At 72.1% G+C, this 25796-nt stretch carries 25 protein-coding genes; 15 read left to right on the forward strand and 10 right to left on the reverse strand.

What is annotated here, in order from left to right; translation table 11 throughout:
• Nucleotides 1–95 precede the first annotated feature (95 nt).
• The 10 genes from uvrC (at nucleotide 96) to pgi (ending at nucleotide 10972) form a co-directional block, all read left to right on the forward strand.
• On the forward strand, nucleotides 96–2069 hold the full coding sequence (gene uvrC, locus ADY01_RS01040) for an excinuclease ABC subunit UvrC (RefSeq protein WP_049564180.1): 1974 nt from the start codon (nucleotides 96–98) through the stop codon (nucleotides 2067–2069).
• A gap of 61 nt (nucleotides 2070–2130) precedes the next feature.
• Nucleotides 2131–3054: an RNase adapter RapZ gene (rapZ, locus tag ADY01_RS01045; RefSeq protein WP_049564181.1), complete on the forward strand. Its 924-nt coding sequence runs from the start codon at nucleotides 2131–2133 to the stop codon at nucleotides 3052–3054.
• A complete protein-coding gene (locus ADY01_RS01050) occupies nucleotides 3055–4110 on the forward strand; it encodes a gluconeogenesis factor YvcK family protein (protein WP_049564183.1) in 1056 nt (351 codons plus the stop codon).
• Entirely contained in the window at nucleotides 4101–5078 is a 978-nt protein-coding gene (whiA, locus tag ADY01_RS01055; RefSeq protein WP_049564186.1) for a DNA-binding protein WhiA, read from the forward strand. Before ADY01_RS01050 ends, whiA begins: the two co-directional genes overlap by 10 nt.
• Nucleotides 5079–5247: 169 nt before the next feature.
• Complete coding sequence (gene gap, locus ADY01_RS01060; protein ID WP_049564189.1) at nucleotides 5248–6252, forward strand: type I glyceraldehyde-3-phosphate dehydrogenase; 1005 nt, start codon at nucleotides 5248–5250, stop codon at nucleotides 6250–6252.
• A gap of 108 nt (nucleotides 6253–6360) precedes the next feature.
• Nucleotides 6361–7563, forward strand: coding sequence for a phosphoglycerate kinase (locus ADY01_RS01065; RefSeq protein ID WP_049564191.1), 1203 nt, complete (start codon nucleotides 6361–6363; stop codon nucleotides 7561–7563).
• 14 nt (nucleotides 7564–7577) lie between these two features.
• Nucleotides 7578–8354 (forward strand): triose-phosphate isomerase, encoded by a 777-nt coding sequence (tpiA, locus tag ADY01_RS01070; protein ID WP_107081600.1) that lies wholly within the window; start codon nucleotides 7578–7580, stop codon nucleotides 8352–8354.
• Between the two features lie 124 nt (nucleotides 8355–8478).
• A complete protein-coding gene (gene secG / locus ADY01_RS01075) occupies nucleotides 8479–8709 on the forward strand; it encodes a preprotein translocase subunit SecG (protein WP_049564196.1) in 231 nt (76 codons plus the stop codon).
• A gap of 95 nt (nucleotides 8710–8804) precedes the next feature.
• Nucleotides 8805–9140, forward strand: a complete 336-nt coding sequence (locus tag ADY01_RS01080; protein WP_078899897.1) for an RNA polymerase-binding protein RbpA — start codon at nucleotides 8805–8807, stop codon at nucleotides 9138–9140.
• A gap of 179 nt (nucleotides 9141–9319) precedes the next feature.
• A complete protein-coding gene (pgi, locus tag ADY01_RS01085; RefSeq protein WP_049564199.1) occupies nucleotides 9320–10972 on the forward strand; it encodes a glucose-6-phosphate isomerase in 1653 nt (550 codons plus the stop codon).
• Between the two features lie 4 nt (nucleotides 10973–10976).
• Here pgi and pgl read toward each other — a convergent pair whose 3' ends face one another.
• Genes pgl through tkt form a run of 5 tightly spaced genes read right to left on the reverse strand, consistent with a single transcriptional unit; the run spans nucleotide 10977 to nucleotide 17556 of the window.
• Entirely contained in the window at nucleotides 10977–11723 is a 747-nt protein-coding gene (gene pgl, locus ADY01_RS01090; RefSeq protein ID WP_049564201.1) for a 6-phosphogluconolactonase, read from the reverse strand.
• Nucleotides 11720–12781, reverse strand: coding sequence for a glucose-6-phosphate dehydrogenase assembly protein OpcA (opcA, locus tag ADY01_RS01095; RefSeq protein WP_049564274.1), 1062 nt, complete (start codon nucleotides 12779–12781; stop codon nucleotides 11720–11722). Before opcA ends, pgl begins: the two co-directional genes overlap by 4 nt.
• Complete coding sequence (zwf, locus tag ADY01_RS01100; protein WP_049564204.1) at nucleotides 12778–14316, reverse strand: glucose-6-phosphate dehydrogenase; 1539 nt, start codon at nucleotides 14314–14316, stop codon at nucleotides 12778–12780. The genes opcA and zwf overlap by 4 nt, the downstream gene beginning before the upstream one ends.
• Before the next feature lie 7 nt (nucleotides 14317–14323).
• Nucleotides 14324–15442 (reverse strand): transaldolase, encoded by a 1119-nt coding sequence (tal, locus tag ADY01_RS01105; protein WP_049564207.1) that lies wholly within the window; start codon nucleotides 15440–15442, stop codon nucleotides 14324–14326.
• Between the two features lie 35 nt (nucleotides 15443–15477).
• Complete coding sequence (gene tkt / locus ADY01_RS01110; protein ID WP_049564209.1) at nucleotides 15478–17556, reverse strand: transketolase; 2079 nt, start codon at nucleotides 17554–17556, stop codon at nucleotides 15478–15480.
• 386 nt (nucleotides 17557–17942) lie between these two features.
• Here tkt and ADY01_RS01115 point away from each other — a divergent pair, with 386 nt between their 5' ends.
• Together ADY01_RS01115 and ADY01_RS01120 are read left to right on the forward strand one after the other, a co-directional pair.
• On the forward strand, nucleotides 17943–18884 hold the full coding sequence (locus ADY01_RS01115; protein ID WP_078899902.1) for a heme o synthase: 942 nt from the start codon (nucleotides 17943–17945) through the stop codon (nucleotides 18882–18884).
• A 57-nt stretch (nucleotides 18885–18941) separates the two neighbouring features.
• Nucleotides 18942–19340 carry a hypothetical protein gene (locus ADY01_RS01120; RefSeq protein ID WP_078899898.1) on the forward strand — a complete coding sequence of 133 codons (399 nt, stop codon included), beginning with the start codon at nucleotides 18942–18944 and terminating at the stop codon, nucleotides 19338–19340.
• Here the strand turns inward: ADY01_RS01120 and ADY01_RS01125 are convergent.
• Both ADY01_RS01125 and ADY01_RS01130 read right to left on the reverse strand, forming a co-directional pair.
• Entirely contained in the window at nucleotides 19322–19588 is a 267-nt protein-coding gene (locus ADY01_RS01125; RefSeq protein WP_049564215.1) for a DUF2087 domain-containing protein, read from the reverse strand. The genes ADY01_RS01120 and ADY01_RS01125 overlap by 19 nt on opposite strands.
• Before the next feature lie 73 nt (nucleotides 19589–19661).
• A complete protein-coding gene (locus ADY01_RS01130) occupies nucleotides 19662–20126 on the reverse strand; it encodes a VOC family protein (RefSeq protein ID WP_049564217.1) in 465 nt (154 codons plus the stop codon).
• A 141-nt stretch (nucleotides 20127–20267) separates the two neighbouring features.
• Here ADY01_RS01130 and ADY01_RS01135 point away from each other — a divergent pair, with 141 nt between their 5' ends.
• Nucleotides 20268–20588 (forward strand): antibiotic biosynthesis monooxygenase family protein, encoded by a 321-nt coding sequence (locus tag ADY01_RS01135; RefSeq protein WP_049564219.1) that lies wholly within the window; start codon nucleotides 20268–20270, stop codon nucleotides 20586–20588.
• Here the strand turns inward: ADY01_RS01135 and ADY01_RS01140 are convergent.
• The 3 genes from ADY01_RS01140 to ADY01_RS01150 are packed head-to-tail and all read right to left on the reverse strand — an operon-like array spanning nucleotide 20585 to nucleotide 23402.
• Nucleotides 20585–21625 carry a COX15/CtaA family protein gene (locus tag ADY01_RS01140; protein WP_049564221.1) on the reverse strand — a complete coding sequence of 347 codons (1041 nt, stop codon included), beginning with the start codon at nucleotides 21623–21625 and terminating at the stop codon, nucleotides 20585–20587. The genes ADY01_RS01135 and ADY01_RS01140 overlap by 4 nt on opposite strands.
• 29 nt (nucleotides 21626–21654) lie before the next feature.
• Entirely contained in the window at nucleotides 21655–22473 is an 819-nt protein-coding gene (locus ADY01_RS01145; RefSeq protein WP_063784079.1) for an ABC transporter permease, read from the reverse strand.
• The gene (locus ADY01_RS01150; protein ID WP_049564224.1) at nucleotides 22470–23402 is read right to left on the reverse strand and encodes an ABC transporter ATP-binding protein; all 933 of its coding nucleotides are present in this window, start codon (nucleotides 23400–23402) and stop codon (nucleotides 22470–22472) included. Before ADY01_RS01150 ends, ADY01_RS01145 begins: the two co-directional genes overlap by 4 nt.
• Nucleotides 23403–23547: 145 nt before the next feature.
• Between ADY01_RS01150 and ADY01_RS01155 the strand changes: the two genes are divergently transcribed.
• Both ADY01_RS01155 and sufB read left to right on the forward strand, forming a co-directional pair.
• Nucleotides 23548–24378 carry a helix-turn-helix transcriptional regulator gene (locus ADY01_RS01155; protein WP_049564226.1) on the forward strand — a complete coding sequence of 277 codons (831 nt, stop codon included), beginning with the start codon at nucleotides 23548–23550 and terminating at the stop codon, nucleotides 24376–24378.
• Nucleotides 24375–25796: a Fe-S cluster assembly protein SufB gene (gene sufB, locus ADY01_RS01160; protein ID WP_049564228.1), complete on the forward strand. Its 1422-nt coding sequence runs from the start codon at nucleotides 24375–24377 to the stop codon at nucleotides 25794–25796. The genes ADY01_RS01155 and sufB overlap by 4 nt, the downstream gene beginning before the upstream one ends.

The raw sequence follows: 25796 nt of genomic DNA on the forward strand, positions 1-25796 counted from the left end.
ACCGGCGCCGCCCGCCCGCCGCCGGCGCCCCCCGGGGCGCCCACCGAGAGCGGGGGAGTCACTCACTGTCAGTTGCCGGCAGTAGGGTTGCGTCCATGGCCGACCCCTCCAGCTACCGCCCCAGGCCGGGCGAGATTCCCGACTCGCCCGGGGTCTACCGGTTCCGCGACCAGCACCGCCGGGTGATCTACGTCGGCAAGGCCAAGAGCCTGAGGCAGCGCCTCTCGTCCTACTTCCAGGACATCTCGGGGCTGCACCCCAGGACCGCCACCATGGTCACCACGGCCGCCTCGGTGGAGTGGACGGTGGTCTCCACCGAGGTGGAGGCGCTCCAGCTGGAGTACTCCTGGATCAAGGAGTACGACCCCCGTTTCAACGTCAAGTACCGCGACGACAAGAGCTATCCGTCGCTCGCCGTCACGCTCAACGAGGAGTACCCGCGCGCCCAGGTGATGCGCGGCCCCAAGCGCAAGGGGGTGCGGTACTTCGGCCCCTACGGCCACGCGTGGGCCATCCGCGAGACCGTCGACCTCCTGCTCCGCGTCTTCCCCATCCGCACCTGCTCCGCCGGGGTCTTCAAGCGCGCCAGGGCCGTCGACCGCCCCTGCCTCCTGGGGTACATCGACAAGTGCTCCGCCCCCTGCACCGGCCGCGTCACGCCCGAGGAGCACCGCGAGCTGGCCGAGGAGTTCTGCGATTTCATGGCGGGCCGCACCGGCACCTACCTGCGCCGCCTCGAGGAGCGGATGCGCGAGGCGGCCGAGGACCTGGAGTACGAGCGGGCCGGCCGCCTGAGGGACGACATCGAGGCGCTGCGCCGCGCCATGGAGAAGAACGCCGTCGTCCTCGCCGACGCGACCGACGCCGACCTCATCGCCCTCGCCGAGGACGAACTGGAGGCGGCCGTCCAGATCTTCCACGTCCGCGGCGGCCGGGTCCGCGGCCAGCGCGGCTGGGTCACCGACAAGGTCGAGCAGGTCACCACCGCCGACCTGGTCGAGAGCGCCCTCCAGCAGCTCTACGGCGAGGAGAGCGGCGAGAGCGTGCCCAAGGAGGTCCTCGTCCCCGCCCTCCCCGAGCCGCCCGGGCCCGTGTCCGAGTGGCTCGGCGAGCGCCGCGGCTCGCGCGTGAGCCTGCGGGTGCCGCAGCGCGGCGACAAGAGGGACCTGATGGCGACCGTCCAGCGGAACGCCGAGCAGTCCCTCGTCCTGCACAAGACCAAGCGGGCCTCCGACCTGACCACCCGCTCCCGCGCCCTGGAGGAGATCGCCGAGGCGCTGGGCCTCGACTCCGCCCCGCTGCGCGTCGAGTGCTTCGACATCTCCCACCTCCAGGGCGAGGACGTGGTGGCCTCCATGGTCGTCTTCGAGGACGGCCTGGCCCGCAAGAGCGAGTACCGAAGGTTCCAGATCAAGGGCTTCGCCGGGCAGGACGACGTCCGGTCCATGCACGAGGTCGTCTCCCGCCGCTTCCGCCGCTACCTGCGAGAGCGCGAGCAGACCGGGGAGTGGGCCGTGGAGGAACCGGAGGAGGAGGCTCCGGCGTCCTCACGGACGGACGACGGCCGCCCGAAGCGTTTCGCCTATCCGCCGCAGCTCGTGGTGGTGGACGGCGGGCAGCCGCAGGTGGCCGCCGCCCGGCGGGCGATGGACGAGCTGGGGGTGGACGACGTCGCCGTGTGCGGACTGGCGAAGCGCCTCGAAGAGGTCTGGCTGCCCGGCGAGGAGGACCCGGTGATCCTGCCCCGTACCAGCGAGGGCCTCTATCTCCTCCAGCGGGTGCGTGACGAGGCACACCGCTTCGCGATCCGCTACCAGAGGGGCAAGAGGTCACAATCGATAAGAAGGGGTCCCCTCGACGCCGTGCCCGGCCTCGGGGAGACCCGCAAGAAGGCCCTGCTCAAGCACTTCGGCTCGCTCAAGCGGCTCCGCGCCGCCACGATCGAGGAGATCTGCGAGGTCCCGGGAGTGGGCCGCAGGACCGCGGAGACAGTCGCCGCGGCCCTCGCCCAGGACGGCCGCCCGGCCCCCGCGGTGAACACCGCGACCGGCGAGATCATCGAGGGCTGAGCGGGGAAGGCGCAGACCACACAGTCGCTACCGAGGAATGAGACAGGCGGGGGACGACACCATGAGCGAACAGACCAGAGACGAAGACGAGCCGGCCACCCCCGCAGCGGGCGAGGAGGCTCTGACCAACCCGGAGCTGGTGATCATCTCCGGCATGTCGGGCGCCGGCCGGTCCACCGCGGCGAAGTGCCTGGAGGACCTCGGCTGGTTCGTCGTGGACAACCTGCCGCCCGCCCTGATCCCCACCATGGTCGATCTGGGCGCCCGCTCCCAGGGGAACGTGGCGCGCATCGCCGTCGTCGTGGACGTCCGCGGCCGCGGCTTCTTCGACAGCCTGCGCGAGTCACTGAACGACCTCGACACCAAGGGCGTCACCCGCCGCACCGTCTTCCTCGAAGCCTCGGACAACGCACTCGTCCAGCGCTTCGAGTCGGTCCGCAGGCCGCACCCCCTCCAGGGGGACGGGCGCATCGTCGACGGCATCGCCGCCGAGCGCGACCTCCTGCGCGAACTGCGCGGCGACGCCGACCTGGTGATCGACACCTCCAACCTGAACGTGCACGAGCTGCGCGCCAAGATGGACGCCCAGTTCACCAGCGGTGACGAGCCCGAGCTGCGGGCCACGGTCATGTCCTTCGGCTACAAGTACGGCCTGCCGGTGGACGCCGACCACGTGGTCGACTGCCGCTTCCTGCCCAACCCCCACTGGGTCCCCGAGCTGCGCCCCTACACGGGCACCAGCGAGGAGGTCGCGGGCTACGTGTTCAACCAGCCGGGCGCCAAGGAGTTCCTCGACCGCTACGCCGAGCTGCTCCAGCTCATCGCCACCGGCTACCGGCGCGAGGGCAAGCGGTATGTGACCATCGCCGTCGGCTGCACCGGCGGCAAGCACCGCAGCGTGGCCATGTCCGAGCGGCTGGCCAGGCGCCTGGCCGCCGAAGGCGTCGAAACGGTCGTCGTGCACCGGGACATGGGGCGCGAGTAGATGCCACGAAAGGGCGTCCGGCAGCGCCGGATCGCGGAGGGCCAGGAGGGTGGCCGCCGCGCGTTCAGAACCCTGCGCGGCGGGCGCCGCGGCGCCCAGCCCAAGGTCGTCGCCCTCGGCGGCGGCATGGGGCTCTCCGCGTCGCTGACCGCGTTGCGCCGGATCACCGGCGACCTGACCGCCGTCGTCACCGTGGCCGACGACGGGGGTTCGAGCGGCCGGCTGCGCGACGAGCTCGGCGTGCTGCCCCCGGGCGACCTGCGCAAGGCCCTGGCCGCCCTGTGCGGGGACGACGAGTGGGGCCGCACCTGGTCCGAGGTCGTCCAGCACCGCTTCACCAGCGAGGGCGCCCTGCACGACCACGCCGTGGGCAATCTGCTGATCGTCGCCCTCTGGGAGCAGCTCGGCGACCATGTGCGCGCCCTGGACCTGGTCGGCAAGCTGCTGGGCGCCCACGGCCGCGTGCTGCCCATGTCGGCCGTGCCGCTCGAACTGGAGGCGCTGGTCCGCGGCCACGAGCCGTCGCGCCCCGACGAGCTCAGCCGCGTCCGTGGCCAGGCCGCCGTCGCCCTCACCCCGGGCGAGGTGCGCCAGGTCGTCCTCGTCCCGCACGACCCGCCCGCCGTGCCCGAGGCCGTCGAGGCGGTCCTGGACGCCGACTGGGTGGTTCTCGGACCCGGCTCCTGGTTCTCCTCCGTCATCCCGCACCTGCTCGTCCCCGAGCTGCTCGACGCCCTGACCGCCACCAGGGCCCGGCGCGTCCTCTCGCTCAACCTGGCCCCTCAACCGGGCGAAACTGATGGGTTCTCCCCGCAGCGTCATGTGGAGGTTTTGGTACAACACGCCCCTAAACTCGCCTTTGACGTGGTGCTGGCAGACCGGGCCGCCGTGCCGGACCAGGAGAGTCTGCGCCAGGCGGCCGAACGGCTGGGTGCCGAAGTCGAGCTGGCCCCCATGGCCGAGCCGGACGGTTCCCCCCGGCATGACCCGGAGCTGCTGGCCGCCGCGTATGACCGTGTTTTTCGGATGCATGGAAGGATCGGCCCATGGCGATGACGGCTGCGGTGAAGGACGAGATCTCCCGGCTTCCCGTCACCCGCACCTGCTGCCGCAAGTCGGAGGTGTCGTCCATCCTGCGCTTCGCGGGCGGCCTGCACCTGGTGAGCGGGCGGATCGTGATCGAGGCCGAGCTCGACACGGGGATCGCGGCCAGACGGCTGCGGCGGGACATTCTGGAGATCTTCGGCCACGCCTCCGACCTGCTGGTGATGGCCCCCGGCGGGCTGCGCCGCGGCAGCCGTTACGTGGTGCGCGTCGTCGCGGGCGGGGACCAGCTGGCGCGGCAGACCGGCCTGGTGGACGGCCGCGGCCGGCCGATCCGCGGCCTCCCGCCGCAGGTGGTCTCGGGGGCCACCTGCGACGCCGAGGCCGCCTGGCGCGGGGCGTTCCTCGCTCACGGCTCGCTGACCGAGCCGGGGCGCTCCTCCTCGCTGGAGGTCACCTGCCCCGGCCCCGAGGCCGCCCTCGCCCTGGTGGGCGCGGCGCGCAGGCTCCAGATCGGGGCCAAGGCGCGCGAGGTCCGCAGCGTGGACCGGGTCCAGGTCAGGGACGGCGACGCCATCGGGGCGCTGCTCACCCGGCTGGGAGCGCACGAGTCGGTGCTGGCCTGGGAGGAGCGCCGCATGCGCCGCGAGGTGCGCGCCACCGCCAACCGCCTGGCGAACTTCGACGACGCCAACCTCCGGCGTTCCGCCCGCGCCGCCGTCGCCGCCGGGGCCCGCGTCCAGCGCGCCCTGGAGATCCTGGCCGACGAGGTGCCGGAGCACCTGGCCGCGGCCGGCCGGCTGCGCATGGAGCACAAGCAGGCGTCCCTGGAGGAGCTGGGCGCCCTGGCCGACCCGCCGCTGACCAAGGACGCGGTCGCCGGCCGCATCCGCAGGCTGCTGGCGATGGCCGACAAGCGCGCGCAGGACCTCGGCATTCCGGGCACCGAGTCGAGCCTCACGGAGGAGATGGTCGGCTGAACGGACCGGCGCGGGCGGGGGCGCGCGGGCCCGTCATTCGCGGCCCGAACACGCCTGGGCGCTGTCACCGGCGGGTCCGGGGCGCGGTAGGGTCGGAGATGGTCGGGGACATCCCAATAACGCATCGCCGGTGTTCGTTTCACCGACGTACCAACGAGGAGATCGGTTCGTGACGATCCGCGTAGGAATCAACGGCTTCGGCCGTATCGGTCGCAACTACTTCCGCGCGCTCCTTGAACAGGGTGCGGATGTCCAGGTTGTCGGTGTCAACGACCTGACCGACAACGACACCCTGGTCCACCTGCTGAAGTACGACAGCATCCTCGGCCGCCTCAAGGAAGAGGTCACGCACACCGAGGACACCATCACGGTCGGCGGCCACACGTTCAGGACGCTGGCCGAGCGCGACCCCGCCGCCCTCCCGTGGGGCGAGCTCGGTGCCGACGTCGTCATCGAGTCCACCGGCATCTTCACCAAGCGCGACGACGCGGCCAAGCACCTGGCCGCCGGCGCCAAGAAGGTCCTCATCTCCGCCCCGGCGAAGAACGAGGACCTCACCGTCGTCATGGGCGTGAACCAGGACCAGTACGACCCGGCCACCCACCACGTCATCTCCAACGCCTCCTGCACCACCAACTGCGTGGCGCCGATGGCGAAGGTCCTCGACGAGAGCTTCGGCATCGTCAAGGGTCTGATGACGACCATTCACGCCTACACCAACGACCAGCGGATCCTGGACTTCCCGCACAAGGACCTCCGCCGCGCCCGCGCCGCCGCGATCAACATCATCCCGACCACCACCGGCGCCGCCAAGGCCACCGCGCTGGTCCTTCCGCAGCTCAAGGGCAAGCTCGACGGCATCTCGATGCGCGTGCCCGTGCCCACCGGCTCGGTCACGGACCTGGTCGTCGAGCTCGGCCGCGAGGTCACCAAGGACGAGGTCAACGCCGCCTTCCGCACCGCCGCGGAGACCGGCCTCAAGGGCATCCTGGAGTACACCGGCGACCAGCTGGTCTCCTCGGACATCGTCGGCTTCCCGGCCTCCTGCACCTTCGACTCCTCGCTCACCATGGCGCAGGGCTCGCAGGTCAAGATCGTCGGCTGGTACGACAACGAGTGGGGCTACTCCAGCCGCCTGGTCGACCTGACCGTCTACGTCGGCGAGCGGCTCTGACCGTTCCCTCCCACCAGGGCTCGCAGGGCGGCGTCTCGGCCTCCCCGCGGGCCCTCGTGCCATGGGGCCGACGGCAGACGGCAGCACACCTCCAGGAGCCAGACAACCATGAAGACGATCGATGATCTCCAGGTCGCCGGGCGGCGGGTCTTCGTCCGCTCCGATCTGAACGTTCCACTCGCCGAGGGCACCATCACCGACGACGGCCGCATCCGCGCCGCCGTGCCGACCATCCGCCGGCTCGCGGACGCGGGCGCCCGGGTGGTCGTCGCCTCGCACCTCGGGCGGCCCAAGAACGCCCCCGAGCCGGCGTTCTCGCTCGCCCCCGTCGCCAGGCGGCTGGGCGAGCTGCTCGGCTCCGACGTGGCGTTCGCCGCCGACACGGTCGGCGACAGCGCCAGGTCGACCGTCGCGGGCCTCGCCGACGGCGGCGTCGCCCTGCTGGAGAACCTGCGGTTCAACGCCGGCGAGACCAGCAAGGACGACGCCGAGCGCGGAGCGTTCGCCGACGAACTCGCCTCGCTCGCCGACCTCTACGTCGGCGACGGCTTCGGCGCCGTGCACCGCAAGCACGCCTCGGTCTACGACCTCCCGGCCCGCCTTCCGCACGCCGCGGGCGGGCTGATCGCGACCGAGGTCGGCGTCCTGGAACAGCTCACCGAGAGCGTCCGCCGCCCCTACGCGGTCGTCCTCGGCGGCGCCAAGGTCTCCGACAAGCTCGCCGTGATCGAGCACCTGCTCAGCAGGGCCGACCGCATCCTGGTCGGGGGCGGCATGGTGTACACGTTCCTCAAGGCACAGGGCCACGAGGTCGGCGACTCCCTCCTCCAGGAGGACCAGGTCCCGGCCGTCCAGGGCTATCTGGCCAAGGCCGCCGAGCTCGGCGTCGAGTTCGTGCTGCCGGTGGACGTGCGGGCGGCGAAGGACTTCCCCGACCTGCGGACCAAGGCGCCGGCCGAGCCGGTCGTCCTGGCCGCCGACGCCATCCCGGCCGGGCTCAAGGGCCTGGACATCGGCCCCGAGACCGGCCGTCTCTACGCGGACAAGCTCGCCGACGCGGCCACCGTCTTCTGGAACGGGCCGATGGGCGTCTTCGAGCACCCCGACTTCGCCGAGGGCACCAGGGACGTCGCCCAGGCGCTCGCCGACAGCTCCGCCTTCACCGTCGTGGGCGGCGGCGACTCGGCGGCGGCGGTGCGGATCCTCGGCTTCGAGGAGTCGGCATTCGGCCACATCTCGACCGGCGGAGGAGCCAGCCTCGAATACCTCGAGGGCAAGGCGCTCCCCGGTCTCGCTGCACTGGAGGACTGAGAAGCATGGCGTCCGTGGAAGCGCGCACCCCGCTGATGGCGGGCAACTGGAAGATGAACCTCAACCACCTCGAGGCCATCGCCCACGTCCAGAAACTGGCGTTCGGCCTGTCCGACAAGGACTTCGACGCGGTCGAGGTCGCCGTGCTGCCGCCGTTCACCGATCTGCGCTCCGTGCAGACCCTCGTGGACGGCGACAAGCTGAAGATCAGGTACGGCGCCCAGGACATCTCACCCCACGACGCGGGCGCGTACACCGGAGAGGTCTCCGGGCCGATGCTGGCCAAGCTGAACTGCGACTACGTCGTCGTCGGCCACTCCGAGCGCCGCGAGTACCACGGTGAGTCGGACGAGTTGTGCAACGCCAAGGTGAAGGCCGCCTACCGGTACGGGATCACCCCGATCCTGTGCATCGGCGAGCCCCTGGAGGTCCGCAAGGCGGGCCGCCAGGTCGAGCACACCCTGGCCCAGCTCGACGGCGGGCTCGGGGACGTGCCGCCCGAGCAGGCCGCGAGCGTCGTCATCGCCTACGAGCCGGTGTGGGCCATCGGCACCGGCGAGGTCGCCACCCCCGACGACGCCCAGGAGGTCTGCGCGGCGATCCGCGCCCGCCTGGCCGAGCTGTACGACGCCCCGCTGGCCGACGGGGTCCGCATCCAGTACGGCGGCTCGGTGAAGTCGGGCAATGTCGCGGCGATCATGGCGCAGCCCGACGTGGACGGCGCCCTGGTGGGCGGGGCCTCGCTGGACGCGGACGAGTTCGTCAAGATCGTGCGTTTCCGCGACCAGTAGCGCTCGTCCGGGGTGGTAGCGGTACCCTGTCGGGGGCCGGAGGAGCGGCGCCGAGACGACCCTGCTCCGTCCCCCGCATCACCCGTACCACCATCCGTCCGTCACTGAGAGAGTTGGTCCAGTCGTGGAAACGGCGTTCCAGATTGCTTTGATCGTTTTCAGCTTTCTGCTGGCGCTGCTCGTGCTGATGCACAAGGGCAAGGGCGGCGGCCTGTCCGACATGTTCGGCGGCGGCATGCAGTCCTCGGTCGGTGGCTCGTCGGTCGCCGAGCGGAACCTGGACCGGATCACCGTTGTGGTGGGTATCATCTGGGCCGCGATCGTCGTGGCGCTCGGACTGCTGATGAAGTCCTAAGCGACGTCATAAGTCAGTAACTCCTAGCACTGGACGTGCGTTGAGCCTTGCATAGACTGAGGACTTCTAGGTAAGTCAGGCAGGGAGTTACGACCGTGGCAGGTGGCAACGCGATCCGGGGCAGCCGGGTCGGCGCGGGGCCCATGGGTGAGGCCGAACGCGGCGAGTCCGCTCCCCGGCTGAGGGTCTCCTTCTGGTGTGCGAACGGGCACGAGACGCAGCCCAGCTTCGCCAGTGACGCACAGATTCCGGAAACCTGGGACTGCCCGCGCTGCGGCTTCCCGGCCGGCACCGAGCGCGACGACCCGCCGGACCCGCCGCGCACCGAGCCGTACAAGACTCACCTCGCGTATGTGCGCGAGCGGCGCAGCGACGCCGACGGCGAGGCCATTCTGGCCGAGGCGCTGGCCAAGCTCCGCGGCGAGATCTGACGCGAGATCCGCCGCCGGGCCCGCGCGAAGGCTCGGTTCAGCACCGGCCCGGCACCGGCCCAGCCGTCCGACCGCCCGGGTGCCGATCACCGGATCGGCACCCGGGCGGTCCGCTTTTCGATCGACTAGCGTGTGGTCGACGGGGATCGGAACACGTTGACGGATGGGCTGAGGGCGAGATGAACGCGACTGGCGGGGCCAGGCTCGATCGGATGGCCGAGTGGGGCGCACTGGGCAAGCACCGCGAGGAGCTCGGGGCGGTGAGCCTGCGGGAGCTGTTCGCCCGGGACCCCGGCCGGGCCGGGCGCTACGCGGTGCGGGTCGGCGACCTGCACATCGACTTCTCCAAGCAGCTGGTCACCGACGAGACCCTGCGCCTCCTGGGCGAGCTGGCCGCGGCGACGGGCGTGGGAGAGCTGCGGGACGCCATGTTCCGCGGCGAGCGGATCAACGTGACCGAGGACAGGGCCGTTCTCCACACCGCGCTGCGGGCGCCGCGGGACGCGGTGGTCGAGGTCGACGGGGAGAACGTCGTTCCCGCCGTGCACGCGGTGCTGGACCGGATGGCGGGCTTCGCGGACCGGGTGCGCTCCGGGGAGTGGACCGGGCACACCGGCAAGCGCGTCAGGAACGTCGTCAACATCGGCATCGGCGGCTCCGACCTGGGCCCGGCCATGGCGTACGAGGCGCTGCGGCCGTTCACCGCCCGGGAGATGACCTTCCGCTTCGTCTCCAATGTGGACGGCGCGGACCTGCACGAGGCCGTGCGCGACCTCGACCCGTCCGAGACGCTGTTCATCGTCGCCTCGAAGACGTTCACCACGGTCGAGACCCTGACCAACGCCACCTCCGCGCGCTCGTGGCTGATCGACGGGCTCGGCGGGGACGAGGCCGCCGTCGCCCGCCACTTCGTCGCCGTGTCCACCAACGCCGGGAAGGTCGCGGAGTTCGGCATCGACACGGAGAACATGTTCGAGTTCTGGGACTGGGTCGGCGGCCGGTACTCCTACGACTCGGCCATCGGCCTCTCGCTGATGACGGCGATCGGCCCGCTGCGCTTCCGGGAGATGCTGGACGGCTTCCGGCTGGTCGACGAGCACTTCAGGACGGCTCCCGCGGGGGAGAACGCGCCGCTGCTGCTCGGGCTGCTCGGCGTCTGGTACGGCGGCTTCTTCGACGCCCAGGCGCACGCGGTGCTGCCCTACAGCCACTACCTGGCGCGTTTCCCCGCCTATCTCCAGCAGCTCGACATGGAGTCCAACGGCAAGCGCGTGGACCGGGAGGGCCGCCCCGTCACCTGGGAGACCGGGCCCGTCGTCTGGGGCACGCCGGGCACCAACGGGCAGCACGCCTACTTCCAGCTGCTCCACCAGGGCACCAGGACGGTCCCGGCCGACCTCATCGGCTTCGCGCGCCCGGTGGGCGGGCTGGGGGCGGAACGGGCCGCGCAGCACGACCTGCTGATGGCCAATCTGTTCGCGCAGGGCCAGGCGCTCGCCTTCGGCAGGACCGCGGACGAGGTGCGGGCCGAGGGGGTCGCGGAGGAACTGGTGCCGCACCGCACGTTCCCGGGGAACCGGCCGACGACCACCATCCTGGCCGCCGAGCTCTCGCCGTCCGTGCTGGGGCAGCTGGTCGCGCTGTACGAGCACAAGGTGTTCGTCCAGGGCGCCGTGTGGGACATCGACTCGTTCGACCAGTGGGGCGTCGAGCTGGGCAAGGTGCTCGCCACGCGCGTCGAGCCGGCACTGACCGAGGGCGCCGAGGTGGAGGGCCTCGACGCCTCGACGGCCTCGCTGGTGGCGAGGTACCGGGAGCTGCGCGGGCGCTGACGGCTCAGGCCGCCACCGGGAGGCCCGCGGCGGCGGCCTCGTCCAGCAGCCACACCGTGCGGGCGCCGCGGGCTGCGGAGGCCGGCGCCCGCTCCGCGTCGTCGGTGGCCAGTGCGGTGGCCGCCGCCTCCGCCTTGTCCCCGCCCGCCGCGAGCAGCCACACCTCGCGGGCCGAGCGGATCGCGGGCAGGGTGAGGGAGATCCGGGTGGGCGGCGGCTTGGGCGCCTCGCGGACGGCGGTCACCGTCCGGTCGGTCACCCGCACCGCCGGGTGCCCGGGGAACAGCGACGCCACATGGGTGTCGGGCCCGACGCCGAGCAGCAGCACGTCGAACGGGGCGGGGTCGGCGGCCAGTTCGGCCGCGTACGCCACGGCGGCCGCCTCCGGGTCGTTGCCGTGGGGGCCGTCGGAGGCGGGCATGGGGTGGACCCGCCGGGGGTCGAGCGGGACCGCGTCCAGCAGGGCCGCGCGGGCCTGCGTGTGGTTGCGGTCCGGGTGCCCCTCCGGGAGGAACCGCTCGTCGCCCCACCACAGCTCCAGATGGCCCCAGTCCACGGCGTCCCTGGCCGGTGAGGCGGCGAGCGCGGCCAGCAGGCCGTTCCCGTTGCGGCCCCCGGTCAGCACCACAGAGGCCGAGCCCCCGCCGGACTGGGCGTCGGTGATCGCGGTGATCAGCCGGGCCGCCGCGGCGTGGGCCATCAGCTCCTTGTCCCGGTGGACCAGGACGGTCAGGTCGGGCGGCGGCGTCATGAGCCCTTCTCCGCCGCTCGCTCCGCCTTCCCGGCCCGTTCCTCCTTGTGAGGCTTCGTGGCCGTCTCCGTCTCCGGCTTCCTCGCCTTCCCGGCCTCGCCTCCGCCGTTGCCGTGCCCCTTCTTCTGGGCACGGTGCCGCTGGAGGTTCCCCACGCCGTGGCGCACCGCCTGCTCGTACGCCTCGTCCGGGTCGAGCCGCCGCAGCTCCTCGGCGATCAGCTCGGCGGTGGTGCGCCGGTTCAGCGCCACATGCCGGTCGGGCTGCCCCGGCACCGCGAGCAGCGCCAGCGAGCCGTCCGAGCGATCGAGGCAGATCACGCCGTTCTCCGTCGTCAGCCGCACCGCCGTGATGCCGGGCCCCGGCGAGACGACGCGCTCGACCGGGACCGAGAGCCGCTCGGCCAGCCACATCGCCAGCAGCTCGGTGCTCGGGTTGTACTCCTCGCCCTCCACCTCGGCGGAGGAGATCTTCGTGTGCTTCTGGTCCAGCGCCGCCGCCAGCACGCTGCGCCAGGGGGTGATCCGCGTCCACGCCAGGTCCGTGTCGCCCGGCGCGTACACCTCGGCGCGGGTGGCGAGGGTGGCCACCGGGTCCTCGGTCGAGGCCGCGTCCGTGATGCGGCGCTGTGCCAGGGTCCCGAGCAGGTCCTCGGCCGGGTGCGCCGGGGCGTCCTCCGGCCACCAGACCACCACGGGGGCGTCGGGCAGCAGCAGCGGCATCACGACGCTGTAGGCGTGGGCCGACAGCTCGCCGTGCAGGCGCAGCAGGACGGTCTCGCCGTTGCCGACGTCGGCGCCGACCCGCACCTCGGCGTCGAGGCGGGCCATGGCCCGTTCGCGCGGGGAGCGGCCGGGGCGCTTGATGACCACCAGGATCCGGGAGGGGTGCTCCTTGGACGCCTCGCTCGCGGCGCGCAGGGCGTCGTAGTGGTTCCCCTCGTCGGTGACGATGACGAGGGTCAGCACCATGCCGACGGCCGAGCCGACCGCCCGGCGGGCCTTGATCAGCGCCGCGTTGAGCTGGCTCGACGTGGTGTCCGTGAGGTCGATGTTCATGGGCGCCGCCAGCTCCGTCCGTCCCGTGCGAGCATGTCATCCGCCGCCTTGGGGCCCCAGCTTCCCGAGGTGTACGGCTCGGGCTTTCCATGCCCGGTCCAGTACTCCTCGACCGGGTCGAGGATCTCCCAGGAGCGTTCGACCTCCTGGTGCCGGGGGAACAGGTTCGCGTCGCCGAGCAGCACGTCGAGGAGCAGCCGCTCGTACGCCTCGGGGCTGGACTCGGTGAAGGACTCGCCGTAGGCGAAGTCCATCGTGACGTCCCTGATCTCCATCTGGGTGCCCGGCACCTTGGAGCCGAAGCGGACCGTGATGCCCTCGTCCGGCTGGACGCGGATCACCAGGGCGTTGTGCCCGAGCTCCTGGGTGTCGGTGGCGTTGAACGGGGAGTAGGGCGCGCGCTGGAAGACGACCGCGATCTCCGTGACCCGGCGGCCGAGCCGCTTGCCGGTGCGCAGGTAGAACGGGACGCCCGCCCAGCGGCGGTTGTCGATCTCCAGGCGCATCGCCGCGTAGGTGTCGGTCATGGAGGCGGGGTCGATGCCCTCCTCCTCCAGGTACCCGGCGACCTTCTGCCCGCCCTGCCACCCCGCCGTGTACTGCCCGCGCACCGTGTGGCGGCCCAGGTCGGACGGGAGCTTGACCGCGTGGAGCACCTTCAGCTTCTCGGTGACCAGCGCGTCCGCGTCGAACGAGGCGGGCTCCTCCATCGCGGTGAGCGCGAGGAGCTGGAGCAGGTGGTTCTGGATGACGTCGCGCGCCGCGCCGATCCCGTCGTAGTACCCGGCCCGGCCGCCGATGCCGATGTCCTCGGCCATGGTGATCTGCACATGGTCGACATAGCTGCGGTTCCAGATGGGCTCGAACATCGTGTTGGCGAACCGCAGCGCCAGGATGTTCTGCACCGTCTCCTTGCCGAGGTAGTGGTCGATCCTGAAGACCTCGTGCGGCGGGAAGACCTCGTGGACGACCTGGTTGAGCTCCTGCGCGGAGGCCAGGTCGTGGCCGAACGGCTTCTCGATGACCGCCCGCCGCCAGGCGTCCTCCGGGGCGTCGGCGAGGCCGTGCTTCTTCAGCTGGCGCACCACCGTCGGGAAGAACTTCGGGGGCACCGAGAGGTAGAACGCGAAGTTCCCCCCGGTGCCGCGCTCCTTGTCGAGCTGCTCGATGGTGGAGCGCAGCGAGGCGAACGCCTGGTCGTCGTCGAAGACACCGGGGACGAAGCGCATCCCCTCCGCCAGCTGCCGCCACACCTCCTCGCGGAAGGGGGTGCGCGCGTACTGCTTGACGGACTCGTGCACGACGTCGCAGAAGTCCTCGTTCGCCCAGTCGCGGCGGGCGAAGCCGACCAGCGAGAAGCCCGGGGGCAGCAGCCCCCGGTTGGCCAGGTCGTAGACGGCCGGCATCAGCTTCTTGCGGGAGAGGTCCCCGGTGACGCCGAAGATGACCAGCCCCGACGGCCCCGCGATGCGCGGGAGCCGCCGGTCCTGCCAGCTCCGCAGGGGGTTGTGATGGTGGTTCGCGCTGCCGCTCACCGCTCTCTCAGTCCTCCCCGTCCGCCAGGCGCTCCAGCTCGGCCTTGGTCGAGTCGAGCAGCCCGATCCAGGCCGTCTCGAACTTCTCCACGCCCTCGTCCTCCAGCACCTGGACGACGTCGTCGTAGGAGATGCCGACCTTGTCGAGCGCGTCCAGGTCGGCGCGCGCCTGCTCGTAGGTGCCCTTGACCGTGTTCCCGGTGATCTCGCCGTGGTCCTCGGTGGCCTTCAGCGTGGCGCCCGGCATGGTGTTCACGGTGCCGGGGGCGACCAGCTCGGTCACGTACAGCGTGTCCGGGTAGGCCGGGTCCTTCACGCCGGTCGACGCCCACAGCGGGCGCTGCGGGTTGGCGCCGGAGCGGGCCAGCGACTGCCAGCGGTCGGCGGCCGTGACCTCCTCGAACGCCTGGTACGCCAGCCGGGCGTTGGCGACGGCGGCCTTGCCGCGCAGCGCCGTGGCCTCCTCGCTGCCGATGGCGGCCAGGCGCTTGTCGACCTCGGTGTCCACGCGGGAGACGAAGAACGACGCGACCGAGTAGATCGTCGACAGGTCGAGCCCGCGGGCGGCGGCCTGCTCCAGGCCGGTCTGGTAGGCGTCCATCACCTCGCGGTACCGCTGGAGGGAGAAGATCAGCGTGACGTTGACGCTGATGCCCCGGCCGATGGTCTCGGTGATGGCGGGCAGCCCGGCGCGGGTGGCCGGGATCTTGATGAACGTGTTGGGCCGGTCCACCAGCCAGGCCAGCTGCTTGGCCTCGGAGATCGTCGCCCGGGTGCTGTGCGCCAGACGGGGGTCGACCTCGATCGAGACCCGCCCGTCGAGCCCGCCGGTCGCCTCGTACACCGGCCGCAGCACGTCGGCAGCGTCGCGCACGTCGGAGGTGGTGATCATGCGCACCGCCTCCTCCACCGTGACCCGGCGGGAGGCCAGGTCGGCCACCTGCTCCTCGTAGCCCTCGCCGGCCGAGATGGCCTTCTGGAAGATCGAGGGGTTGGTGGTGACGCCCACGACATGCTGCTGGTCGAGCAGTTCGCCGAGGTGGCCCGAGGTGATCATCGTGCGCGACAGGTCGTCAAGCCAGATCGCGACACCCTCTTGGGAGAGGCGCTTGAGTGCGTCGGTCATGGAAATCGCATCTCCTGCTGTCTCGTGTATCGGTGTCAGCGCTCGGCGGCCGTCAGGGATTCCCGCGCGGCCTGCGCCACGGCTTCGGGGGTGATGCCGAACTCGCGGTAGAGGGTCGTGTGGTCGGCCGAGGCACCGAAGTGCTCCAGGGAGACGATCCGTCCGGCGTCCCCGACATAACGGTGCCAGGTCAGGCCGACGCCCGCCTCCACGGCGACCCGCGCCTTCACGCCCGGCAGCAGCACACGGTCCCGGTACGCCTGGTCCTGCTCCTCGAACCACTCCACGCAGGGCAGCGAGACCACGCGGGTCGGAACGGAGTCGGCCTGGAGCTGCTCGCGGGCCGCCAGGGCCAGGTGGACCTCGGAGCCGGTGGCCAGCAGGATGGCGCGCGGGGTGCCGCCCTCGGCCTCCGTGTGTACGTAACCGCCCCTGGCCGTGTCCTCGTTGGCCTCGTACACCGGGACGTTCTGCCGGGTGACGGCGAGGCCGTGCGGGGCCGAACGGTCCGTGTGGCGGCGGAGGATCTCACGCCAGGCGATGACCGTCTCGTTGGCGTCGGCCGGACGGACGACGTTCAGCCCCGGGATGGCGCGCAGCGCGGCCAGGTGCTCGACCGGCTGGTGGGTGGGGCCGTCCTCGCCGAGGCCGATCGAGTCGTGCGTCCAGACGTAGGTGACGGGCAGTCTCATCAGCGCGGCGAGCCGGACCGCCGGGCGCATGTAGTCGGAGAAGACGAGGAACGTGCCGCCGTAGATCCGGGTGTTGCCGTGCAGGGCGATGCCGTTCATCGCCGAGCCCATGGCGTGCTCGCGGATGCCGAAGTGGACCGTACGGCCGTACGGGTGAGCCTCGGCCAGCGGGTTGCCCTCGGGGAGGAAGGACGAGGAGGCGTCGATCGTGGTGTTGTTGGACCCGGCCAGGTCGGCGGAGCCGCCCCACAGCTCGGGAACGACCGCGCCCAGCTCCTTGAGGACCGAGCCCGACGCCTTGCGGGTGGCCACGGAGCCGCCCTCGTCGAAGACCGGCAGCGCCTTCTCCCAGCCCTCGGGCAGCCGCCCGGCGCTGATCCTGTCGAACTCCGCGGCCCGTTCGGGGTTGGCCCGCCGCCACTCGGCGAGCCGCTTCTCCCAGGCGGCGCGGGCCGTCTGGCCGCGCTCGACGGCGGCGCGGGTGTGGGCGATGACCTCGTCCTCGACGGCGAACGACGCCTCGGGGTCGAAGCCGAGGACCCGCTTGGTGGCGGCGACCTCGTCGGCGCCCAGCGCCGAGCCGTGCGCGGCCTCGGTGTTCTGCGCGTGGGGCGCGGGCCAGGCGATGATGGAGCGGGCCGCGATGATCGAGGGGCGCCCGGTCTCCGCCCGCGCCGCCGCGAACGCGGTGTGCAGCGCGGCCGGGTCCAGGTCCCCGTTCTCGCGGGGGGCCACGCGCTGGACGTGCCAGCCGTACGCCTCGAAGCGCGCGAGCACGTCCTCGGAGAACGCGGTCTCGGTGTCGCCCTCGATGGAGATGTGGTTGTCGTCGTAGAGGAGGACCAGGTTCCCCAGCTTCTGGTGCCCCGCGAGGGAGGCGGCCTCGGCGGAGATGCCCTCCTGGAGGCAGCCGTCACCGGCGAACACCCAGACGGTGTGGTCGAACGGGGAGGTGCCGGGCGCCGCCTCGGGGTCGAACAGGCCGCGCTCGTAGCGGGCGGCCATCGCCATGCCCACCGCGTTGCCGATGCCCTGGCCCAGCGGCCCCGTCGTCGTCTCCACACCCACCGTGTGCCCGAACTCGGGGTGGCCAGGCGTCCGGGAGCCCCAGGTGCGGAACGACCTCAGGTCCTCCAGCTCCAGGCCGTAACCGGCCAGGTAGAGCTGGATGTAGAGCGTGAGGCTGGTGTGCCCCACCGAGAGCACGAAGCGGTCGCGCCCGGCCCACTCCGGCTCCGAGGGGTCGTGTCGCATGAGCTTCTGGAACAGCACATAGGCGGCGGGGGCCAGGCTCATCGCCGTCCCCGGGTGGCCGTTCCCGACCTTCTGCACGGAGTCCGCGGCCAGGACCCGAGCGGTGTCCACGGCCCGCTGGTCCAGCTCGGACCATTCGAGTTCTGAGGTGGTCGGCTTGTTGCTCACCCTGCGTCAGGGCTCCTCTCCACGTGTGTCAGGCCGGCGACGAACCTCTCCGCCTGGCGGCACAGCGCTCTCACCGGCGTGTCGAGCCTACCTCCGGCGATGCGGGCGCCCCGGCGACCCTCACGTCACAAGGCGGCCCTTTCCGGCCGGATGCCTTCCGGCCGGAAGCGGGCCCCGCGCACGGTCCGGTCCGCCGACGATTACAGGGTGCCCCAGCCGGGGCGTTCCGGCACGCCCGGCCGCTCGGGGGGCCCGGCGACAAGCGGCGCAAGCCGGGCGTCTAGAGTGACGTGGTACGCGCGAGCTCTCACCAGCCGGTTCGCCGGCCGGGGCCCGCATTCTGCCCGCAGCGCGTGATCGCTGATGTCGCACGATCAGGGGTGTCCGTGACGGCCGTCGATTCCCGTCCCGTGGCCGAGCCCGGCCAGAGCCAGGACCACTGGACACCGGGAGCCCGGGTCAAGGCGTTCGTCGCGCTGACGAAGCCGCGGATCATCGAGCTCCTGCTCATCACCACGGTCCCGGTGATGTTCCTCGCCGAGCAGGGCGTTCCCGACCTGTGGCTGGTCCTGGCGACCTGCCTCGGCGGCTACCTGTCGGCGGGCGGCGCCAACGCGCTGAACATGTTCATCGACCGCGACATCGACGCGCTGATGGAGCGGACGAAGAACCGTCCCCTGGTGACCGGGGTCGTCAAGCCGGGGGAGTGCCTGGCGTTCGGCATCGTGCTCGCGGCCGTCTCGACCCTCTGGTTCGGCCTCACGGTCAACTGGATGTCGGCCGCCCTGTCGCTGGGCGCGCTCCTCTTCTATGTCGTGGTCTACACGATGTGGCTCAAGCGCCGCACCGCGCAGAACATCGTCTGGGGCGGCATCGCCGGGTGCCTGCCGGTCCTCATCGGCTGGTCGTCGGTCACCGGCACCGTCTCCTGGGCCGCGGTGGTCCTCTTCCTGGTGATGTTCTTCTGGACCCCGCCGCACTACTGGCCGCTGTCCATGAAGGTCAAGGACGACTACGCCCGCGTCGGCGTCCCGATGCTTCCGGTGATCGCGGCCAACACGGTGGTGGCCCGGCAGATCGTCCTCTACAGCTGGATGATGGTCGCGGTCTCGCTGACGCTGTGGCCGCTGGGGTACACCGGCTGGTTCTACCCGCTGGTCGCCGCGCTGGCCGGCGGGTGGTGGCTGCGGGAGGCGCACGCGCTCCTCGCCCGCGCCCGCGCGGGGCTGAAGGGGGCCGCGCTCAAGGAGATGCGCCTCTTCCACTGGTCGATCACCTATGTCTCGGTGGTCTTCCTCGCGGTGGCCGTCGACCCGTTCCTGCGCTGACGGCCCGTTCCGGCACCGAGCTCACCCGGTTGGGCTACCGGCCGGTAGGATCCGGGCATGGCTGAAACGGACGAGCAGCAACGAGACGAGCACCCACCGTCCCCGGCGGCGGCGCCGGAGAGCGCGCCCACGAGCCGCGAGGGACGGCGCCTGATGAAGCGCATCCGCTCCTTCGCCGCGGCGCACGGCGGCTCGGCTGAGGGGCAGATCTCCTACCTCGGCGCCCGGGGCCACCGGCTGGTGCTGGTCGGCGCGGACGGCGGCTGGGGCGATGTCGTCTCCCGCGACCTGGAGACCCTGAGGCTGGCCGCCGAGCGGTCGGGCGTCGCCCTCGCCGAGACGCTGGACGGCGAGCTCGCGGCCCGCATGCGGACCGGCCCCTACGAGTGGACGCGGATGGCCGGGATGCAGCTCGGCGGCGAGGAGCGGGACCCGGTCTACCGCAGCCGCCGGTAGCCGCCGCCGTCGCGGGTCCTGGCCAGCCAGCCGTCGTCCACCAGATGGCGGCGCAGCGCCGCGCAGTCCTGGTGGACCGTCCGCAGCAGGTCGTTGACCTCGCGCTCGCTGTACTGCCGCCCCGGCTCGAACAGGGTCTCGCTGAGGTGGGCGAGCAACTGCGCGCGGCGGTCGGCCCTGCGGGGGATCGCGATCAGTCGCCCTCGCGCGAAGAGGGCCTCCACGCCCCGCGCGCCGCCGTCCGCCATGGTCCGCTCCCTCGCCCGCCGTTGCCGTTGCCGTTGCGGTGGCCGTCCGCGTCCGCCCTCGCACCCGATCCTGTCAGGGGTGCGGCGGCGCGGTCATCCCGTTCGGGTCGGCGAAGACGCCCCGGAGCATCCCCGTCGCCTGGCCCACCTCGATCAGGTAGCCGTCGGGGTCGCGCAGATAGCAGCGCAGCTCGGCCCCGCGGTCCAGCGGCGGGGTCAGGAACTTCGCCCCCCTCGCGCTCCACTCCCGGTGGCACGCCGCGATGTCGGCCACCCGGATGTTGAGGAACGCCGAGGCCGTGCCGGGGTCACCGGGCGGCACGAGCGTGACCTCCGGCTTGTCGGGCGTGGGGCCGCCGCCCGGGTTCATGATCAGCCAGCCGTTGGCGAGCCTGACCACGCACGGGTTCTCCTCCAGGACCACGGTGCCGCCCAGCACGTCGCTGTAGAAGGCGCGGGAGCGCGCCACGTCGCGCACGGTCAGGAAGTGGGTCAGCAGCACCCCGGTCTCCGGGGCGGGCAGATCGTCTCTCCGCATGCGCCCATCCTGTGCCCGTCCCCGGACCGGCGACACCGGAGCGCACCGAACGGACGAGCCGCCCCCGATGGAGCAGACTGCTGCCATGTCGCCCGGGGCCGGAACGGACGGTCCCGGCTCTCGTCGTGCCGGAGGTTTCGCGTGTCCGTGGTGAAGATCAACGTCCTGACCGTTCCGGAGGAGCGGCGCGAGGAACTGGAGAAGCGGTTCGCCGCGCGGGCCGGGCTGGTGGAGGGGCAGGACGGGTTCGAGTGGTTCGAGCTGCTGCGGCCGGTCGAGGGGACCGACACCTATCTGGTGTACACGCGGTGGCGCAGCGAGGAGGACTTCCGGAACTGGATGAACGGGTCCATGCGGGCCGGTCACCAGGGCGGCGGCGAGCGGGGTCCGGCCGCCTCGGGGGCCACGCTCTGGTCGTTCGAGGTCGTCCAGCAGGCGGCCCCGAGGGCGGGCGGGTCCTAGGGGGTATTGACCTGGGCCGAGGCGGCGGGCTCCCGGAGGGGGGTCCGGTCCTCGGCGGGGGAGTGCTCCGGCGCCGGGGGCCGCCCGTCGCGGTCGCGAGTGGCCAGCAGGAGGCGCAGGACCGCGACCCACACGAGCGTCGAGCCGAGCAGGTGCATGCCGACGAGCCACTCGGGCTCGTCCAGCGCGTACTGCGTGTAGCCGATGACGCCCTGGCCCAGGAGGACCAGCAGCAGGTCCCGGGCGCGGGCCCTGATCCCGGCCGGGGCGTCGAGCAGGCGCAGCGCGACCAGGAGCGCCACCGTCGAGAGGACCACCGCCCAGGCGAGGAACGAGTGGGTCCTGGTGATGACGTCCCAGTCGAACGGCATCCGCTCGATGTGGTCGCCGCTGTCGCCCGAGTGCTTGCCGCTGCCGGTCACGGCCGTGCCGGCGACGAGCAGCGCGCCCGCGAGCAGCGTGAGCCCGCCCACCGCGCGCCGCACCGGCACGCCCACCAGCGGGCGGGGCTCGGCGTCGCCCTCGCGGGCGCGCTGCCAGGAGACGGTGGCGGCGGTCAGCAGCACCATGGCGGCCAGGAAGTGGGCGGCCACGATGTACGGGTTCAGCTCGGTCAGCACGGTGACGCCGCCGATGACGCCGTTGCTCATGACGATCCAGAACTGGAGCCAGCCGAGCCGGGTCAGCGACCTGCGGCGGGGCTCGGCGCAGCGGGCGGCGACGATGAACCAGCCGACGGCGGCCGAGACCACGTAGGCCATCATCCGGTTGCCGAACTCGATCGCGCCGTGTATCCCCATCTCCGAGGTGGCGACCAGGCTCTCGCCGCTGCACTTGGGCCAGGTGTCGCAGCCGAGCCCCGAGCCGGTCAGGCGGACCGCGCCGCCGGTGACGACGATGAGCACGGCCATGCTCAACGAGGCGAGCGCCGCCCGGCGCACGGTGACGGGCCGCGGCGTCCAGTGGTCGGCGAGGAAGGCGAGGGGGTTTCGCACTGCTTTCAGCACCCGCTCATCGTAGGCCCCTCGCTTGTGCATCAATTCACGAGGGGGGCGCCCGCAGGGCCCTACTCCCAGCGGAAGAAGCGAGCCGCCGCGCCCAGGCCGAGCGCCGACCACACCGCCAGCACGCCCGCCTCGTCCCAGGGCAGCCCGGCGCCGTCGCGCAGGATGTCGCGCAGCCCGCCGCTCAGGGCGCCGACCGGCAGCAGCTCCAGCACGGCCCGCACCCCGCCGGGGAAGTCGTCCAGCGGGATGACCACCCCGCCGAAGAACACCAGCAGGACGAAGACGAGGTTGGCCGCGGCCAGCGTCGCCTCCGCGCGCAGCGTCCCCGCCATCAGCAGCCCCAGGCCCGAGCAGGCCGCCGCGCCCAGCAGCATCAGCAGCGCCACGGCCGGCGCGTTCCCCCGGGGCGACCAGCCGAGCGCCAGGGCGACGGTGGTCAGCAGCGCCGTCTGGAGGAGGAGCGTGACCAGGACCGCGCCCGTCTTGCCGCACATCAGCCCCCAGCGCGGCAGCGGGGAGACGGCGAGCCGCTTGAGCACGCCGTAGCGGCGCTCGAAGCCGGTGGCGATGGCCTGGCCGGTGAACGCGGTCGACAGCACGGCCAGCGCGAGGATGCCGGGGGCCAGGAAGTCGACGCGTCGCTCCCGGGTGTCGCCGGCGGCCTCCACGATGTCGACCGTGCTGAACAGCACGAGCAGCAGGGTGGGGATGACGACCGTCAGCAGCAGCTGCTCGCCGTTGCGCAGCAGCATCCTGGTCTCCAGCGCCGCCTGGGCGGCGATCATCCGGCCCACCGGGGCCGAGCCGGGCCGGGGCGCGTGGCGGCCGGTGCCCGCCCCGGGCGCGCCTTCGGCCCGCGGGCCGGGGAGGTGGCTCATGGACGCAGCTCCTTGCCGGTCAGTTCGAGGAAGACGTCCTCCAGCGTGTGGCGCCTGGTGGTGATGCGGTCCGCCAGCACCCCGTGCTGCGCGCACCAGGCGGTGACGGTGGCCAGCAGCCGGGGACCCACGTCCCCGGTGATGCGGTAGCTGCCGGGGCTCGGCTCGGCGGCCCCGCTGCCGTCGGGGAGCGCCTGGCGCAGGGACACCAGGTCGAGGCCGGGGCGGCCGGTGAAGCGCAGCACGTCGGCGCCGCCCCCGCACAGCTCGGCCGGGCTGCCGTGGGCGACCACCCGGCCCTCGTCCACGACGGCGACCGCGTCGGCCAGCTCCTCGGCCTCGTCCATGAAGTGCGTGGTCAGCACGGTGGTGACCCCGTCGGCGCGCAGCTCGGCGATCAGCTCCCAGGTGGCGCGCCTGGCCTGGGGGTCGAGCCCCGCGGTCGGCTCGTCGAGGAAGACCAGCTCGGGGCGGCCGACCACGGCCAGGGCGAGGGCCAGGCGCTGCCGCTGGCCGCCGGAGAGGCGGCGGTAGGGGGTGCGCCCGCACGAGGCGAGGCCGAGGCGTTCCGCCAGGGCGTCCACGTCGAGCGGGTGGGCGTGCAGGCGGGCGACGTGGGTGAGCATCTCGGTGGCGCGCACCCCCGCGTAGACGCCGCCGCTCTGGAGCATCACGCCGAGGCGCGGGCGCAGCGCGGGCGCGTCGGCCACCGGGTCGAGCCCCAGCACGCGCAGCCGCCCCGCGTCGGGCGCGCGGTAGCCCTCGCAGAGCTCGACGGTGGTGGTCTTGCCCGCGCCGTTGGGCCCGAGCACGGCGGTCACGGTGGCGGGGGAGACGGTCAGGTCCAGGCCGTCGAGTGCGGTGGTCGCGCCGTACCGCTTGACCAGGCCGACCGCCTCGACGGCCGGGGCGGTGCCTCCGGGATGCATGGGTGGAGTCTAGGAACCCCGGCGGGGCGCCCCCGACCGCAGGGTCCCGGGGCGCCGGGTAAGGCATGCCTTACGTGATGTACTCCATGCGGGCAGGTCAGGCCGTGGCTTGCCCGTGTCGCGAGAATTACGCAACAATGGCGTTGTGAAAAAGGGGCACGAGCGCGACGAGACCCCGGTGGCCCCCGCCGCCGCCGGTGGCCCCGCCCTGCCCTTGGCCGTCGAGGAGCAGTCGGGCACCCGTCGCCGCGTCGCCCGTTCCATTCTGGACCACGGCCCGTCCACCGCCGGCGACCTGGCCGGCCGCCTCGAACTGACCCAGGCGGCGGTGCGCCGCCACCTCGACGCGCTGGTCGCCGAGGGGCTGGTCGAGCCCCGCGAGAAGCGGGTCTACGGCTCGCGTGGCCGGGGCCGCCCCGCCAAGGTCTTCGCGATCACCGACTCGGGGCGGGACGCCTTCGACCAGGCGTACGACGAGCTGGCCGTCGAGGCGCTGCGCTGGATCGAGCGCCTCGCCGGAGGCGGCGAGCGGGGCGCCGCGGCCGTCATGGAGTTCGCGCGGGCCAAGGCCGCCGACCAGGCGGAGCTGTACCGGCCGTTCCTGGAGGAGGCCCTGCCCGAGGAGAGGGCGCGGGCGCTCGCCGAGGCCCTGTCCCACCAGGGGTACGCCGCCACCGTCCGCCGCGTTCCGGCGCCGGCCGGCGACCAGGTGTGCCAGCACCACTGCCCGGTGGCCCACGCCGCCGCCCGCTTCCCGCAGCTGTGCGAGGCGGAGACCGAGGTGTTCTCCCGCCTGCTCGGCAGCCATGTCCAGCGCCTCGCGACCATCGCCCATGGCGACGGCGTGTGCACCACGTTCGTCCCCGAGACGGACCTCTCCGAGGCGGACGCCCCGGAGAAGCCCGAGACGCCCGAGAAGTCCGAGAAGCCCAAGTCCACCGCTTCACCACGCACTGCCGGGAGGAACCCCGCATGACGCTCCCCACGGAGACTGCCCACCCCGAGCTCGAGGGGCTTGGCACGTACGAATACGGCTGGGCCGACTCCGACGCGGCCGGTGCCGCCGCCAAGCGCGGCCTGTCCGATGAGGTCGTCCGCGACATCTCGGGCAAGAAGTCCGAGCCCGACTGGATGCTGAAGATGCGCATGAAGGGCCTGAAGCTCTTCGGCAAGAAGCCCATGCCGTCCTGGGGCTCCGACCTCAGCGGCATCGACTTCGACAACATCAAGTACTTCGTGCGCTCCACCGAGAAGCAGGCCCAGAGCTGGGACGACCTGCCGGAGGACATCAAGAGCACCTACGACAGGCTGGGCATCCCCGAGGCGGAGAAGCAGCGCCTCGTCGCGGGTGTCGCCGCGCAGTACGAGTCGGAGGTCGTCTACCACCAGATCCGCGAGGACCTGGAGGCGCAGGGCGTCATCTTCCTCGACACGGACACGGCGCTGAAGGAGCACCCCGAGCTCTTCCAGGAGCACTTCGGCACCGTCATCCCCGCCGGTGACAACAAGTTCGCCGCGCTGAACACGGCGGTCTGGTCGGGCGGATCGTTCATCTACGTGCCGCCGGGCGTGCACGTCGACATCCCGCTCCAGGCGTACTTCCGGATCAACACGGAGAACATGGGGCAGTTCGAGCGCACGCTGATCATCGTCGACGAGAACGCCTACGTGCACTACGTCGAGGGCTGCACCGCCCCGATCTACGACTCGGACTCGCTGCACTCCGCGGTCGTGGAGATCATCGTCAAGAAGGGCGGCCGCTGCCGCTACACGACCATCCAGAACTGGTCGAACAACGTGTACAACCTGGTGACCAAGCGGGCCGTGGCCTACGAGGGCGCCACCATGGAGTGGGTCGACGGGAACATCGGCTCCAAGGTCACCATGAAGTACCCCGCGATCTACCTGATGGGCGAGCACGCCAAGGGCGAGACGCTCTCCGTCGCCTTCGCGGGCGAGGGCCAGCACCAGGACGCGGGCGCCAAGATGGTGCACATGGCCCCCCGCACCTCCTCGAACATCGTCTCCAAGTCGGTGGCCAGGGGCGGCGGGCGGACCTCCTACCGCGGCCTCATCGAGATCGGCGAGGGCGCGTCGGGCTCCAAGTCCAACGTGCTGTGCGACGCGCTGCTCGTGGACAGCATCTCCCGCTCGGACACCTACCCGTACGTGGACGTCCGCGAGGACGACGTGACGATGGGGCACGAGGCGACGGTCTCCAAGGTCAGCGACGACCAGCTCTTCTATCTGATGAGCCGCGGCCTCTCCGAGGACGAGGCGATGGCGGTGATCGTGCGCGGCTTCGTCGAGCCCATCGCCAAGGAGCTGCCCATGGAGTACGCCCTGGAGCTGAACCGGCTGATCGAGCTCCAGATGGAAGGCGCCGTCGGCTGA

The sequence above is a fragment of the Streptomyces sp. SBT349 genome, assembly GCF_001083795.1.
Lineage (GTDB): Bacteria > Actinomycetota > Actinomycetes > Streptomycetales > Streptomycetaceae > Streptomyces.

Excerpts from the sequence above, each read along its gene's own strand:
- ADY01_RS01140 (WP_049564221.1), bottom strand. The coding sequence starts at position 21,625 with ATGCACAAGCGAGGGGCCTACGATGAGCGGGTGCTGAAAGCAGTGCGA.
- ADY01_RS01130 (WP_049564217.1), bottom strand. The coding sequence starts at position 20,126 with ATGCGGAGAGACGATCTGCCCGCCCCGGAGACCGGGGTGCTGCTGACC.
- ADY01_RS01050 (WP_049564183.1), top strand. The coding sequence starts at position 3,055 with ATGCCACGAAAGGGCGTCCGGCAGCGCCGGATCGCGGAGGGCCAGGAG.
- ADY01_RS01125 (WP_049564215.1), bottom strand. The coding sequence starts at position 19,588 with ATGGCGGACGGCGGCGCGCGGGGCGTGGAGGCCCTCTTCGCGCGAGGG.
- tal (WP_049564207.1), bottom strand. The coding sequence starts at position 15,442 with ATGACCGACGCACTCAAGCGCCTCTCCCAAGAGGGTGTCGCGATCTGG.
- whiA (WP_049564186.1), top strand. The coding sequence starts at position 4,101 with ATGGCGATGACGGCTGCGGTGAAGGACGAGATCTCCCGGCTTCCCGTC.
- opcA (WP_049564274.1), bottom strand. The coding sequence starts at position 12,781 with ATGAACATCGACCTCACGGACACCACGTCGAGCCAGCTCAACGCGGCG.
- ADY01_RS01065 (WP_049564191.1), top strand. The coding sequence starts at position 6,361 with ATGAAGACGATCGATGATCTCCAGGTCGCCGGGCGGCGGGTCTTCGTC.
- pgi (WP_049564199.1), top strand. The coding sequence starts at position 9,320 with ATGAACGCGACTGGCGGGGCCAGGCTCGATCGGATGGCCGAGTGGGGC.
- ADY01_RS01120 (WP_078899898.1), top strand. The coding sequence starts at position 18,942 with ATGGCTGAAACGGACGAGCAGCAACGAGACGAGCACCCACCGTCCCCG.
- pgl (WP_049564201.1), bottom strand. The coding sequence starts at position 11,723 with ATGACGCCGCCGCCCGACCTGACCGTCCTGGTCCACCGGGACAAGGAG.
- uvrC (WP_049564180.1), top strand. The coding sequence starts at position 96 with ATGGCCGACCCCTCCAGCTACCGCCCCAGGCCGGGCGAGATTCCCGAC.
- rapZ (WP_049564181.1), top strand. The coding sequence starts at position 2,131 with ATGAGCGAACAGACCAGAGACGAAGACGAGCCGGCCACCCCCGCAGCG.
- ADY01_RS01150 (WP_049564224.1), bottom strand. The coding sequence starts at position 23,402 with ATGCATCCCGGAGGCACCGCCCCGGCCGTCGAGGCGGTCGGCCTGGTC.
- sufB (WP_049564228.1), top strand. The coding sequence starts at position 24,375 with ATGACGCTCCCCACGGAGACTGCCCACCCCGAGCTCGAGGGGCTTGGC.
- ADY01_RS01145 (WP_063784079.1), bottom strand. The coding sequence starts at position 22,473 with ATGAGCCACCTCCCCGGCCCGCGGGCCGAAGGCGCGCCCGGGGCGGGC.